13 protein-coding genes are annotated in these 13924 nt (G+C 66.1%); 8 read left to right on the top strand and 5 right to left on the bottom strand.

Going from position 1 to position 13924, the window contains the following annotated elements; genetic code table 11:
* A partial coding sequence (locus FVW27_RS15940; RefSeq protein ID WP_243838516.1) for a response regulator transcription factor occupies positions 1 to 314 on the top strand: 314 nt, incomplete at its 5' end.
* A 118-nt stretch (positions 315 to 432) separates the two neighbouring features.
* Here FVW27_RS15940 and FVW27_RS15935 read toward each other — a convergent pair.
* The 3 genes from FVW27_RS15935 to FVW27_RS15925 all read right to left on the bottom strand — a co-directional run bounded on the left by FVW27_RS15935 (position 433) and on the right by FVW27_RS15925 (position 3263).
* A complete protein-coding gene (locus tag FVW27_RS15935; protein WP_167126997.1) occupies positions 433 to 948 on the bottom strand; it encodes a YbaK/EbsC family protein in 516 nt (171 codons plus the stop codon).
* 176 nt (positions 949 to 1124) lie between these two features.
* Entirely contained in the window at positions 1125 to 2081 is a 957-nt protein-coding gene (locus FVW27_RS15930) for a succinate dehydrogenase/fumarate reductase iron-sulfur subunit (protein ID WP_167126994.1), read from the bottom strand.
* Positions 2082 to 2084: 3 nt separating this feature from the next.
* Positions 2085 to 3263 carry an FAD-dependent oxidoreductase gene (locus FVW27_RS15925; protein ID WP_167126991.1) on the bottom strand — a complete coding sequence of 393 codons (1179 nt, stop codon included), beginning with the start codon at positions 3261 to 3263 and terminating at the stop codon, positions 2085 to 2087.
* 655 nt (positions 3264 to 3918) lie between these two features.
* On the opposite strand from FVW27_RS15925, the gene queC reads away from it, so the two are divergent.
* The 3 genes from queC to queD all read left to right on the top strand — a co-directional run bounded on the left by queC (position 3919) and on the right by queD (position 5847).
* Positions 3919 to 4638 carry a 7-cyano-7-deazaguanine synthase QueC gene (gene queC, locus FVW27_RS15920; protein WP_167126988.1) on the top strand — a complete coding sequence of 240 codons (720 nt, stop codon included), beginning with the start codon at positions 3919 to 3921 and terminating at the stop codon, positions 4636 to 4638.
* Entirely contained in the window at positions 4638 to 5321 is a 684-nt protein-coding gene (gene queE / locus FVW27_RS15915) for a 7-carboxy-7-deazaguanine synthase (protein ID WP_167127000.1), read from the top strand. The genes queC and queE overlap by 1 nt, the downstream gene beginning before the upstream one ends.
* A gap of 157 nt (positions 5322 to 5478) precedes the next feature.
* On the top strand, positions 5479 to 5847 hold the full coding sequence (gene queD, locus FVW27_RS15910) for a 6-carboxytetrahydropterin synthase QueD (RefSeq protein ID WP_167126985.1): 369 nt from the start codon (positions 5479 to 5481) through the stop codon (positions 5845 to 5847).
* A gap of 89 nt (positions 5848 to 5936) precedes the next feature.
* On the opposite strand, the gene FVW27_RS21140 is transcribed toward queD, so the two are convergent.
* Positions 5937 to 7163 carry a serine hydrolase gene (locus FVW27_RS21140; RefSeq protein ID WP_279586644.1) on the bottom strand — a complete coding sequence of 409 codons (1227 nt, stop codon included), beginning with the start codon at positions 7161 to 7163 and terminating at the stop codon, positions 5937 to 5939.
* Between the two features lie 577 nt (positions 7164 to 7740).
* On the opposite strand from FVW27_RS21140, the gene FVW27_RS15900 reads away from it, so the two are divergent.
* The 4 genes from FVW27_RS15900 (at position 7741) to FVW27_RS15885 (ending at position 13092) form a co-directional block, all read left to right on the top strand.
* Positions 7741 to 8013: a hypothetical protein gene (locus tag FVW27_RS15900; protein WP_167126979.1), complete on the top strand. Its 273-nt coding sequence runs from the start codon at positions 7741 to 7743 to the stop codon at positions 8011 to 8013.
* A gap of 563 nt (positions 8014 to 8576) precedes the next feature.
* Positions 8577 to 9158: a hypothetical protein gene (locus FVW27_RS15895; RefSeq protein WP_167126976.1), complete on the top strand. Its 582-nt coding sequence runs from the start codon at positions 8577 to 8579 to the stop codon at positions 9156 to 9158.
* Positions 9159 to 10030: 872 nt separating this feature from the next.
* Positions 10031 to 10582, top strand: coding sequence for a hypothetical protein (locus FVW27_RS15890; RefSeq protein WP_167126973.1), 552 nt, complete (start codon positions 10031 to 10033; stop codon positions 10580 to 10582).
* A 347-nt stretch (positions 10583 to 10929) separates the two neighbouring features.
* On the top strand, positions 10930 to 13092 hold the full coding sequence (locus FVW27_RS15885; protein WP_167126970.1) for a monovalent cation:proton antiporter family protein: 2163 nt from the start codon (positions 10930 to 10932) through the stop codon (positions 13090 to 13092).
* 180 nt (positions 13093 to 13272) lie between these two features.
* On the opposite strand, the gene FVW27_RS15880 is transcribed toward FVW27_RS15885, so the two are convergent.
* A partial coding sequence (locus FVW27_RS15880) for a methyl-accepting chemotaxis protein (protein ID WP_243838515.1) occupies positions 13273 to 13924 on the bottom strand: 652 nt, incomplete at its 5' end.

Below are 13924 nucleotides of genomic sequence, written 5' to 3'. Positions count from 1 at the left end.
GGCTGTCGCCGTGGGCCGCGCGCGAGGTGCTGCGCGACAGGCGCAACGCCGCCGAGGCGGAACCGGCCGAACGGAAGCGCGACGCCCTGGCCCTGCTGACCCCGCGTGAGCGCGAGGTGCTGCATCTGGTGGCCGAAGGCTATCGCAACCGCGAAATAGCCGGGTTGCTGGTGGTCAGCGACAGGACCGTGGAAAAGCATCGCGCCAACCTGTTCCGTAAGTTGTCGCTGCATTCGCAGGCAGATGCCAGGGCCTGGGCCGAGGCGCGCGGCTTTGCCTTGCGGCCAAGGCCGCGCGGCGAGCGGTTGGGCTGAACCGGGGTAGAGCGGATGGCTGGCCCGGTGGGAACCGGTGGGTGACCTGAGGAAGCCGGGGGAGCCGGTGGCTGTCCCTGTTTTTCGTGTCTGGTCCGCCAAGGCGCGAGGCGCGTGGCTACTCCTTGCGCACGTGGCCAACGGTGCCGTCGGTCAGTCGTACCAGGTCGTCAGGCGTCAGGGGAAACACCGCGTGCGGGGTGCCTGCCGCCGCCCAGATGTCGGGTAGGTCCAGCAGATCCGCGTCGATAAGGCAGCTCACCGGGGTAGCGTGGGCCACCGGGGGTACGCCGCCAATGGCGTAGCCGGTGGCCTGGCGCACGAAGTCGGCGTCGGCGCGGCCCAGTGGTTCGCCCGCCAGGGCTGCGGCGCGCTTTTCGTCCACCCGATTGGCCCCGCTGGCGATGATCAGCCAGCCGCGCCCGCTCCGCTTGCCCCTGAAGATCAGCGATTTGGCGATCTGGGCCACGGTGCAGCCCACGGCATCCGCCGCTTCCTGAGCGGTGCGGGTGGAGTCGGGCAGTTCGCGCACCACGAAGCGCGGGGTGCTGTACCCGCCGCCAGCCTCGCGCACGGCCTGGTCCAGCCAGTCCTGTACGCGGCGCGCGCTGGGGGAAAGGGATGCGTCGTTCATGGGTCCCTCCTGCGAAAGATGTTTCCCGGTGGGGGATAGCCCATGGGAACGGGCAGGGCAAGTCCGGGAACTCCGGGCTTGCCCTGTGCATTTGCGGTCATGGAGGCAGGCGAAGAGGTGCGACGAGGGGGCGGGCCGGTGTAGCGCTGAGCGGAGCTGCGCCCCGGCATGTGCCATCAGTCCTTGCCGCCCCCGTGCATCATGCGGATGTCCATGATGTCCTTGGCAGGGTAAACCCCGCTGGGGCAGGCCCGGCTGCATGCCATGTGGCGGCGGCAGTGACGTTCGCCGTGCGGCCCCTTGCCGATGTGCAGCAGTTCCTCGCGTCGTTCGGGGTGGCGAGCCAGCTCACGGTTCAGTGCGGCCAGCGGGGCGGGGCCTATGAACAAGGGGGCTGCAAGGGGATCGGCAGGGGAGTCGGTCGGGAGGGATTCGTCCGTGTCCTGTGCGGCCTGGCTGGCGGCCTGGCTGGCGGCTTGACGGGCGGGTTGGCGGGTGGACTGGGGGGCGGCGTGCTGCGCAGGCTGGGCCGTCGCGGGGGGCATGTCGTCGGTACCGTTGCTGACCGGGCAGGCCGACATGCATGCCCCGCATTCGATACAGTTCTCCAGCCGGGTGTAGCGCGCCACCCCGTGCGGCACCCCGGTGGAGGCCTTTTCCACCGGGCGCACATAGCCCCAGTCCGGGTCGATGTGGGCGAACATGGGGCGCATGTCCACCATCAGGTCGCCCAGCACGGGCAGCGAGCGCAAGGGTTCCAGGGTCACCACGTCGGTGCCCAGGGCCAGCATGCGGGTGATGCAGGCCAGGCGCTCGCGCCCGTTGATGCGCATGGCGCAGGTGCCGCAACTGGAATGGTGGCACGAGTGGCGGTAGACCAGCGTGGGGTCGGTCTCCACGCGGATGCGGTCCAGCACGTCGAGCACGGAATCCTCCGGCCCTACCGACAGCCGGTAATCATCGAAGCGGGCATTGGCCCCGCCGGGGCCACTGCGTTGCACCCGTACCGTGAGTGTGCGCGTCTGTTGCGGCTCGGTGGCGGGGGAAGGGGAGGGGAGAGAGGAGGAGGAAACCGAAGACGCGGGTGCGGTGGCATCCGGCGATTCGGGCGCGGTCTTTTCGGCGTCGCTCATGGGTCAGCTCCTGTAGAAGGCCCGCGCGGGCAGCAGGGGCGTTTCGCGCGTGCGGCAGGGGGCGTCGTGCCCGGTGAGGCGGCAGATGATGTCGGCGGTCTTTTCGGCCATGGCGCGCAGGGTCATGCCCTTGCCGCCGATGATGGACAGCAGGCCGGAAACGTTGTCGCGCGTGCCGTGGTCGTAGCAGTCGAAGGTGCGGCTGATTTCCTGCGGGCGGGCGGCGTCGGCGTTGCCGATGAGCGGGCGCGCGGCGGACCAGGCAGAGCGGATGGCCGCGTCGGCGCAGGCGGGCACCATTTCCGAACACAGGCGCACCATGCGCTGCACATGCTCCGGCGGAATGTCCAGATGGTCGGGGTCGTTGGTGAGCCACATGGAGGTGCCCAGCACCGAAAGGCGGCGCTGCGGCACGATGATGTCGCCCTCGCTGGCCTTGCGCATGCGGTTGATGACCATGTTGGTCACCCGGCCCTCTATGGCCACCAGCACCCCCGGCCCCGGCTGGATGGGCACGTGCACTCCGGCCAGCGCAGCCACCTTGCCCGCCCAGGCCCCGGCGGCGTTGACCACCATGTCGGCGGGGGCGGTCCATTCGCGGCCCCGCGCGCCGTGGACGTCTTCCGTCAGGGTGCGCAAACGCAGCCCGCGTACCGCGCCGCCCTGCACGTCGATGCCGATGACCTCGGTGAAATTGTGGATCGTGGCCCCGCCCGCGCGCGCCGTGGCCAGAAACGGCAGGGCCAGTCGCCACGCGTCGAAGGTGGCGTCCGGCACCTGCATGGCGGCCAGGACGGTTTCGGTCAGGCCGGGCTCCAGTCTGCGGGCCTGCTCGGGCGTGTAGTCGCGCGTGGGGATGCCCGATGCGGCGCAGGCATCCTTCAGCCTCTGGCGGTAGGCCATGTCCTCGTCGTCCAGGGCCACGAACAGCCCGTCGTTCTGCTCCATGGCCTGCGGCACCAGACGGCGCAGGATCATGTTTTCCTCGATGCATTCGCGCGCAGCCTCGGGGTCGTGCACGGCGTAGCGGGCACCGCTGTGCAACAGCCCGTGATGGCGGCCCGTGGCCCCGCTGAAGAATTCTCCCCGCTCGTAGATGGCCACGGAAAAGCCGCGCAGGATCAGGTCATGCGCGAGGGCCGCGGCCGTGCCGCCCCCGCCGATGATGGCAATATGTTCCATGCGTGCTCCGCTGTGGGTTGCTGCCGTGCCGGTTGCGCCGACATTTTCCGATTGCGCCGCAAATCTGGCGGAAGCCGGAAGGGGCGCCTCGCGGTCCGGCAGGCGTGCGGTGCTGACATGCCCCCCCCCTCCCGCGATTCCGGTGTCGACCCTTGAACGCCGGGCCATATCCATCCCTAGCACGGATACGGGCCGATGGTACAGTGCGCGGGCATGATTGGCGAAATAAACTGCGGCAGGATGGCAAGCCGGGCGGAACCCCAGGTTTGGAGCGGGTTCGGCCCTGCGCCGCCCGGTCCTGTCTGGTTCTGTCCGGACGCGCGGTGCGGCGGCAGGGGCTCACGATGACTGTGGCGCGAAGGCGGGCAGAGGGAAGGGGAACGGGCGATACGCTCCGACGCTTTACAAGCAGGGGCGGGCGGGGTAGCCAGAGTGCTTCCCACGCGACGGTCCGGCAACGGCGCGGTGGTGCCGGGGGGCACTGCCCCCGGGTGCCGATACGCGGCCCGGCTTGCCCGGAAAGTTTGGCCTGCTGACCTGTCTGACCGGTCGGGTCAGGCGGGAGCGTCCAGCCAGTCCGGCAAATGTGCGCCCGGTGCCCCGTCCGTCGTCCGTGTTCGCGCAACCGGTTGCCCGTCTTTCGCAAGGAGCCGCCATGCATAGCAAAGAAACCGCCCTCGTGGTCCTGTCCGGCGGGCAGGATTCCGCAACGTGCCTGGGCTGGGCGCTGGAACGCTTTGGCCGGGTGTCCACCATCGGCTTCCATTATGGTCAGCGCCACACCGTGGAAATGGACTGCCGCCTGCGCCTGATGGACGAGGTGCGCCGCCTGTCCTCGGGCTGGAACGAGCGCCTGGCCGACGACACCACCGTGGAACTGGCCCTGTTCCGCGAACTGGGCCGCACCGCGCTGACCCACGACGTGGCCATAGAGATGGGCCGCAACGGCCTGCCCACCACCTTCGTGCCGGGGCGCAACCTGGTGTTCCTGACGGCGGCGGCGGCCCATGCCTATCGGCAGGGCATCCGGCACATCATCATCGGCGTGTGCGAGACCGACTATTCCGGCTATCCCGATTGCCGCGACGATACCATCAAGGCCATGCAGGTGGCCCTGAACCTGGGCATGGAGTCGCGCTTCGTGCTGCACACTCCGCTCATGTGGCTGACCAAGGGCGCCACGTGGGAGCTTGCCCGGCAGGTGGGCGGCGACGCCTTTGTCGAGGTGGTGCTGGAACACACCCACACCTGCTACAAGGGCGTGCGCACCACCAGGCACCCGTGGGGCTACGGCTGCGGCGACTGCCCGGCCTGCGACCTGCGCAGCCAGGGATGGGCCGACTACCTGCGCAGTTGCTCCGGCGGCGGGTGCTGATGGGCTACCGGGTCAAGGAAATCTTTCACTCGCTGCAGGGCGAGGGCATGCACGTCGGGCGTGCCGCCGTGTTCTGCCGTTTTTCCGGCTGCAACCTGTGGACCGGACGCGAGCAGGACAGGCCGGATGCCTCGTGCCGCTTCTGCGATACCGACTTTACGGGTACCGACGGCCCCGGCGGCGGGGTGTTCGAAGATGCGCAGGCGCTTGCCTTCGCCATCCTGGCCGCCTTTCCGTATCCACTGGACGGAAGCGGTTGGCGGCCCTATGTGGTGTTCACCGGCGGCGAACCCGCCCTGCAACTGACGTCGGAGTTGCTGGACGTGCTGCACGAGCACGGCTGCCAGTGCGGGGTGGAGACCAACGGAACCCTGCCCCTGCCCGCCGGGCTGGATTGGGTGACCGTCAGCCCCAAGGCGGGAACGCGCCTTGCCGTGACGCGGGGCGACGAGCTGAAGCTGGTCTGGCCGCAGCAGGGGGTGGACCCTGCCGACTTCGCCGGGCTGGACTTCGGGCATTTCATCCTGCAACCGCGCGACGACGCGGGGCGAGGGGCGACGGGCGAGACCGGGGCAGATGGTGAGATGGGCGCGAACCATGTCGCCACCTGCGTGCGCTACTGTCTGGAACACCCTCGCTGGCGGCTGGGTTTGCAGGTGCACAAGTTTCTGGGCATCCGTTGATGCCTGACCGGAGCAGCCATGCAGCGCGGCGGGCGCAGGGCCGCATCCACACGACAGACACCACGCCGTGGCCGCACGGCTGACACACAGGCCGCCGTGGCCGCACGGCTGACACACAGGCCGCCGTGGCCGCACGGCTGACACACAGGCAGGACGGATGGACATCTTCGTTACGCTTACCTTCGACGCAGCGCACAGGCTGCCGTGCGTGCCGCAGGGGCACAAGTGCGGCAACCTGCACGGCCACACCTTTACCGTAGAGGTCCACGCGCGTGGCCCCGTGGGTGGCGACTCCGGCTGGGTGATGGATTTCGGCGACCTGAAGCGGCTGGCGAAACCGGTCATCGACAGGCTGGACCACGCCTATCTTAACGACATCCCCGGGCTGGAAAACCCCACCAGTGAATGCATTGCCCGCTGGCTGTGGCGCGAACTGAAGCCCGGCCTGCCGCAGCTGTGCCGCCTGGTGGTGCGCGAAAGCCCCACTTCCGGCGCGGTGTATGAGGGGGATGGCGGGGCCGCATAGACCGCCGACACCAAAAGGATGGACGCAAGAAGGGGCACCCCGTGGGGTGCCCCTTCTTGCGTGCGGCGTCATGCGAAAGCTGGCGGGCATCAGCCCTGCTTGTCGGCCACTTCGCGTGGGGTGGCCTTTTTGCCGGGGGTGGACGTCTTGTCCGCCGTGGATTTGGTGGAAGAAGTCTTTTTCCTGGCGGCCTTGGGGGCAGGCTCCTGATCTTCCGCCTTGGCCACGGCCTTGCGGGCGGCCTGAGCGCCGGCTTTGCTTCCGGATGTGGCGGACGCCTTGGACGCGATGGCCTTGGACGCCTTGGGGGCGGCCTTTTCCGCCGTGGCGGTGGCCTTCTTCTTTTTGGACTTCTTCTGTACGGGGGCGGCCTTGGCGTCTTCCGAAGTCTTGGCGGCAGCCACCGAGGTCTTGCGCGACTTGGCGGCTTTGGAGGTCTTGCGCAGTTCGGCGTAGGCCTCGCTGTTGGTCTTGTGCAGGTTCAAGGCGTAGTCGGCGGGCTTCATGTCCGCCAGCAGCGTGGAGACGCTCTTGCCGCCACCGGCCACGGAGCGGAAGCCCGCTTCCACCAGCCGGTTCACTTCCTGGGCGCGTGCCTGGGTGGTCTCCGCGCCAAGCACCACGGCCAGCAGGCGGGTCTTGCCGCGCTTCACCGTGGAGATGAGGTTGTAACCGGAGGCGAACACCCAGCCGGTCTTGAGGCCGTCTGCTCCTTCGCAGTTGCCGAGCAGGGGGTTCTTGTTGGTGGTGATGACCTTGTTGTGCTTGATGAACCGGGTGGAGTGGTAGCGCAGGGCTTCCGGGTACTGGGCAAGGTAGGCGCGGGAAAGGGCAAGCATGTCGCGCGCGGTGGTGTGCTGCCCGGCGGCGGGCAGGCCGTGCGGGTTGCGGAACACGCTGTTCTTCATGCCCAGCGCTCTGGCCTTGGCGTTCATCATCTGGACGAAGTTGTCCACGTTGCCGCCGATGTGTTCGGCTGTGGCAACGCTGGCGTCGTTACCCGAGGAAACGGCCATGCCTTCCAGCAGATCGTCCAGGGTAAGGGTTTCGCCCTGTTTCAGGAACATGCGCGAACCGCCCGTGGAGAATGCGCGGCGGCTGACCTTGACGGTATCTTTCAGCGATGCCTTGCCCGCGCGCACCTGATCCAGCGTCACGAACATGGACAGCACCTTGGTGAGCGAAGCGGGGGGAATGGGCTCGTCGGCATTCTGTTCGTAAATGATGCGGCCGGTGCTCATGTCCAGCAGCATGGCGGAACGCACATCCAGCGTTTCGTGGGTGGAGGCGTGCGCCATGGGCGCGGTGAGCAGCATGGCAACCGTCAGCGCCAGAAGAACAATGCCGGAGAGGCCAGACGTGATTGTCGGGGCGGTGTGCCGGGGGGCAGGGGGCGCCGGCCGGGTGGCTGCGTGATGTGGGCATTGGGCCGTGTGGCCGGGAACGGTGCTGTGCATGCGCATGCGCTGTCTCGCCTTTCCGAGCCGGCCGCTCCGGGCCGGGAAATCGGTGTGTCGGCAGCGCGCCATGCGCGCCCCCTTTCGCGATGCGTTGCCGGTTGGCGTTGCCATGTACCTGCCCGGCGTCTGCCCGGCAGTTGTGCCGGTTCCGGGCCGTGGCTGGATGCCGATCCGGCTTGGGGGGAGTGCGCGGCAGGCGGAGAGTGGAAGGTTTCCGTCCCGTTTCCGGCTGCCGGTGGCGCCCCGTCGCGTTCAATGTGTGGCGCCCGTGGCGCTCGGGGCAGGGAGCCGCACCCCAATCGGAATGGTCGCACTCCTGTGTCCGCAACAATCATTACTGTAGAGGCCGGAGCATGACAAGCATTCTCTGTCGGATGCGCAGAAAATTGCACGTGTTTCCACGCTCGGGAATGACTGGGCGGGGAGCATGGTGATGAAAATGGAATTGCAGGCCTTGCCGGAGCATGAATATGGTACTCTTGCGGGCGGATGTTGCACGCCAATGGGGGGCTGTTGCATGCCCGGACTGTTGGGCGAAGGGAAGGCGAAATTTCGGCATGTTGAATATTTTCTAGAGTTTGCCTTGTGTGGTGTGCTGCCCGGAAGCCCGCGCTGGTACTGGGCTGCCGGTCAGGCCTGGCGTTTGAATCGTGCTTGGCAGCACGGTGCTGTCTATCAACAGCGCCGCAATCGTGATGCGAAGTGATGCATGATCTGTCACCCGTCTTGCAGTGCGAACCGTCGTTGTTCAAACGTATGATGGAAGGGGGGAAGTGAATAGTGCCTGCCAATAGGAAGGGATAACTGGTCCTGTATGTCGAGAGAGCGAGCACTCTTCATGGTGGCGGCGGGTGCAGCAGGCTTGCTTGGCAGGTATTCGGCACTTTTTCATGAATATCTTTTTATATCAGTAGGGTGAGTTGTGCGTCATGCGAGGATTTGATTGCGCAAGTAAATGGTTGTTTGTGGGTATATCGCGCCGGTTGATCAACTAATCGCGCAATCATGCAAGATTGAGCGGTCAATCCGCGCAAGGTTGCGCGAAGCGACCACTTTTGAGGCTGAGCTTGTGATAAAAATATTTATTTTCTTTTTCAGTATGTTGTGCGTTGATGCGGGCGAATTGGCTTTCGCCGTGGTCACGCAATGGCACGGGCTGTGCTTTGTGACTGGGCAAGGACGCCGTGTCAGGCTGCCGAGCCGGACCGGATGGATGTCCTAACGAAAGCGTGAACCACGGAGCGCAAACCTCCAACGGAGAGGACCGTCATGAACATCACCTTCGAAATCATCGGCCAGAGTTGCGACCTTGCACTGCACCCCGTTTCGCCGCAGACGGCCGAGGCCATCCGCTCCAAGGGGCGCGAGATATACGCCGAAAAGTACATGAACTGGTGGCGCAAGGGGAACACCCGCACCTTCGGCATGCGTCTTGGTTCCGACAGCCTGGTCCGTCTGTTCGTGGACGGGCGCCAGACCGAACTGGACGAAAATCTACTGACCCGCGACGTGACCACCATTCGCCGCCGCATGTATCTGAACAGCAAGGCCAAGTACCTCGCCGTGCTGGGTTATGACGATGAGTGGTGCGCTTTCAAGTGGATATGGCACGACGTGAAGAATTTCGACCCCGCCAAGTTCAGTTTCCAGGTGCTGAACTGGGACCGTGTGATGAAGACGCAAGGGTACAACGTGGTGGACAACGTGTTCTACGACGGCCACCTGGCAGATGACGATTCATGGTGCAACCCCAGCGGGTTCACTCTCATCGATCCCATGATCATCGACCTTGCGGATGTGCGCCGCGAGGTGGAGGCCGAACAGGCCGGAGACAGCAAGAAGGCGGCGTGACCGCGCCGTACAGATACTTCCGGTTGGGATTCCCGCCCGACCGACCGTCAGACCCGCACCCGTAGTAGCCCTACCCCCTCCCTGCCCGAGAGCGGAGGTCCCCACACCCTCCGCTCTCCCCCTCCCCCAGGGCCCGCCGTCCGTAAGCGGCGGGCCCCGCCTTTTCTTTTGTCTGGGCGATGGCAACAGGGCGTGGAACGTGATTTTGCCCTGCCGGAAATTCGGAAAGAGGGTGACTGCTCACCTTGTGTTTTTTAAAATGAAAAAAAATCACAAAGCGCATGAAAAATGCCCTGCAAGCTGTGGGATTCTGTGTAAAATAAGTTGTGCGCCCAATTTGCAAGGGGAGTCGTGGGTTGCGCGGGCGGGCAGGCGTGTTTGAAAAAATATCTTTTAATTAAAAAACATTACATGCTTCTCAAGAGTGTGGTGCGCGCTCGTTTAGAGGGAGTGAGTACCGGGTTTTCCGATAGGTTGAGTTGACAAACAGCTACGCAAGAGGCAGTGTGGGCTCGTCGTTGCTGTGTGAACAACCAGTACAAGCTGCCCAGCCTTGCCCCTTCATCGGAACCTGCCCGTTCATCACGATGAAGGCGGCGGCCCGGAAACGGTTACCGTCCGGGCAGGCCGGAACAACCCCGCCGGACGCGGGGCAGACCGGCGGGGCCACGGGTGGCTGAGGGTGTTCGGACACTGCGTACGACGCGATGCGCGAGAGCGGCGCGGGGCACAGGCGGCGCGCAGTCCCACGGGGCGGCGGACGGGCTCACCCCACATGCGATCTCACGGAGGGATCGCACGGCATCCGGGCGGCCGCACCGGATGCAGCCGGAAACCGAGAGGGCGCATCGGCAACGAAATGGAGTCCCATCATGAACGTTACCCTTACCATCTCCGGCAGAAGCTGCGACCTGGCCCTGCACCCCGTTTCGCCGCGTACGGCGCTGGCCATCCGCGCCAAGGGGCGCAAGATCTACGCCGAGAAGTACATGGACTTCTGGCGGCGCGGCAACACCCGCAATTTCGGCATGCGCATCGAGGCCGACACCAACGTGCAGCTCTTCATCGATGGGTCGGAACAGACCTTCGACATGGGCGCACTGCTTGGCAACGTGTCCACCAGCATGAGCAACCTGTACCTTGAAAGCAAGGCCAAGTACCTGGCGGTAATGGGTTTTGCCGAAGAAGTGTGCAGCTACACCTGGACCTGGAACAACGTGGAAAGCTTCGATGCCGCCCGCTTCATGACCTGCATCACCGACTTCGGTCCGGTGCTGGGCAGCACCATGCGCGCCATCGACGAAGTGCGCTACGACACCCTGTGTGCCGACGACTTCGCGTGGGGCAATCCCGGCGGCTTCACCCTCATCGATCCGGTGGTGCTGGACCTTGACCAGCTTCGCCGTGTGGCCCGCGCTGCGTAACCGGCACGTTTCGCCACCGCCGCCTTCGGGCGTACAGTGACCATCAGGGGGGAGCCGCGGGCTCCCCCCTTTTCGTTGTGGCACACGCAGTTTCGTTCGGTTTTGCATGCGGCGTATCCGTAGCGTGACAGGCCGGGCTGCGGGCACACAGTGCCACTGTCATTGTCGGTATGCGGTCCTGCACGGTCTGTTTCAACTTGGCAGCAAGGACCGGTGGGCTTGCAAGGCGCCTCTCGGGCATGCCACAATGGGCACCCAACGGGCCCCTGCCCGCGCACACACGCCGCCCGAGCGGCACGCATCAGGCCCACCTGCGCCGCAACATCCCGCATTGCACGGAAGGTACGATGGAACTGCCTCTGCTCAAGGAATTCGTGGTCATCTTCAGCCTTTCGGTGGCTGTCATCTATTTGTGCCACTATGTGAAGGTGCCCGCCATAGTCGGCTTTCTGCTGACTGGCGTGGTGGCCGGGCCGCACGGCCTGGGACTGGTAAAGGCCGCGCACGAGGTCGAGATCATGGCCGAGGTGGGCGTGGTGCTGCTGCTGTTCACCATCGGGCTGGAACTTTCGCTGGGCGAACTGATGCGGCTGCGCAAGCCGGTGTTCCTGGGGGGGCTGGCGCAGGTGGCGCTGACCATCCTGGCCTTTGCGGGCGGGGCTGAACTGCTGGGCCTGCCGCACGGCACGGCGGCGTTCATCGGCTTTCTGGCCGCACTGTCGTCCACGGCCATAGTGCTCAAGCTTTTGCAGGAACGCGCCCAGATGGACAGCCCGCACGGGCGCATCTCCTTGTCCATCCTGATATTCCAGGATCTGGTCATCGTGCCCATGATGCTGCTGGTGCCGTTTCTGGCGGGCAAGGGCGGCGACGCCGGGCCTTCGCTGCTGTTCACCATGGCCAAGGGGGCGGGCATCATCCTGCTGGTGTTCCTGCTGTCGCGCAAGCTGGTGCCCGCGCTGCTGCATCGCATCGTGCGTACCCGCAACCGCGAGGTGTTTCTGGTTTCCACGCTGGCCTTTTGCCTGGCCATCGCGCTGCTGACATCGTCAATGGGCCTTTCGTTGTCGCTGGGCGCGTTCCTGGCGGGGCTGATCATGGCCGAATCGGAGTACAGCCACAGCGCGCTGGAGGGCATCATGCCCTTTCGCGACGTGTTCACCAGCCTGTTCTTCATTTCCGTGGGCATGTTGCTGGACCTCGGCTTCGTCATCGACCATCTGCCGCTGGTCATCGGGGTGACCTTTTCCGTGCTGGCGGTTAAGTGCCTGCTGGGCGGCGGCGCCACCCTGATGCTGGGCTATCCCCTGCGCCCCGCGCTGATAGTGGGCCTGGCCCTGTGCCAGGTGGGGGAATTCTCGTTCGTGCTGGCCAAGGCGGGCGTGTCGTACGGGCTGTTCGACCGCAACGAGTACCAGCTGTTCCTGGCCGCCAGCATCATGACCATGGCGTTGACGCCGTTCCTCATTGCCGGGGCCCCGCGCATGGCCGACGTGGCCGTGCGGCTGCTGCCCGCCGGGGCACGACTGGCCCGGCGCGGGGAAGATGCGGCGGCGGAAGAGGCGGGCGGCGCGCACTGCGGCATGAACCTGACCAACCACCTGATCATCGTGGGCTTCGGCATCGGCGGGCGGCACCTGGCCCGCGCGGCCAAGGCGGCGGGCATCGACTACACCATCCTGGAAATGAACCCCGACACGGTGCGCACCTTTGCCGCCAAGGGTGAGCCCATTGCCTACGGCGACGCCTCGCACATCGCGGTGCTGGAACATGCGGGCGCATGCGCGGCTCGGGTGCTGGCCATCGTCATTTCCGACCCTGCCGCCGTGCGCAGCATCACCGACACGGCCCGCAAGCTGAACCCTTCGCTGCACATCGTTGTGCGCACCCGGTTCATCAGCGAAATTGCGGCCCTGCGCGACCTGGGGGCCAACGACGTGATCCCCGAGGAGTTCGAAACCTCGGTGGAAATCTTCACCCGGGTCATGAGCCGCTATCTGGTGCCGCGCGCCGAGATAGAACGCTTTGTGGAGGAAGTGCGCACCGAAAGCTACGACATGCTGCGCCAGGTGGACATCCGCACCGAGCCGCTGGCCGCCCTGTCCACCTACTTCACCGACTTCGACCTGAGCGCCATGACCGTGGAACCCGGCTGCATGCTGGACGGCACGACCCTGCAACAGGCCGATCTGCGCCGCCTGCACGGGCTGACCCTGGTGGCGGTGAAACGCGGCGAGGAAGTGCTGCCCAACCCCGACGGCACGTTGCGCCTGATGGCGGGGGACGTCACCTACGTGTTCGGCCCGCATGCGGACATCGCCGCCAAGGCCGGACTGTTCGCGGCGCGACGGCGGGCCTGGGATACGGGCGAGGACGAGAAGGAACCTGGCCTGGAGGCCAAGATGGCCGATGGCTCCGGACCGGCAGGCGATGGGGGCCGTGAGGATGTGGCATCGGGCGGGGATGCCGGTACCGCACCGGTCAAGGCCACTCCCGGCGAAAAGGCCTGATAGTCGTCTGCGTCCTGTGCGCCTGTCCCCCCCCCCCGAATCGCGCAGGGGCAAGCCACCACTCCTGAACAGGACAGCCCCCGCGAAGTGATTCTTCGCGGGGGCTGATGTTTTTACGGAGCAGGATGCAAAGGCCAAGACGCAGGAGGGGGCGCCAACGGGAAAAAGACACTTTGGCGGCTATCCCTCGCGCAGGGCGGAGATGAGCCGCTGCAGTTCCTCGGCCTGCGCGGCCAGGCCGGAAATGGCCGCCTCGGCCCGTTCCATGCCCTCGGCGGTGCGCGCGGCCACCTGGTTCACCTCGTCCACGGCGCGGCCCACCTGTTCGCTGGCGGCGGACTGCTGCTCTGCGGCGGCGGCGATGGAGCCCACCCGGTCGGCAGTGCCGGTGACGATGGTCACGATGCGGTCCAGGGTATCGCCCGATTCGCGGGCCAGCCCGACCGATTCGCGCACCGCTTCGCCCGCCTGTCGGGCACCGTCGATGGACCGTGCCGCCCCGTCCTGAATGGCCCGGATGGCGCCGCCCACCTCGTGGGTGGCCTGCATGGTCTTTTCGGCCAGCTTGCGCACCTCGTCAGCCACCACGGCAAAGCCCCGCCCCGCGTCACCGGCGCGCGCCGCCTCGATGGCCGCGTTCAACGCCAGCAGGTTGGTCTGGTCGGCAATGTCGCTGATGACGCCCAGCACGTTGCCCACCGCATCGGTGCGCTGGCCAAGGTCGCCCATGAACGATTCCAGTTCCTCGGTGCGGCCCCGGATGGCGCTGATGGCGTCCACCAGCCGCGTTACCGACCCGGCCCCCTCGGCGGCGCGGGTGCGTGCCGCAGCC

It is taken from the genome of Nitratidesulfovibrio liaohensis (genome assembly GCF_011682075.1).
Lineage (GTDB): Bacteria > Desulfobacterota > Desulfovibrionia > Desulfovibrionales > Desulfovibrionaceae > Cupidesulfovibrio > Cupidesulfovibrio liaohensis.
This window is presented reverse-complemented; position numbering and strand designations above follow the sequence as displayed.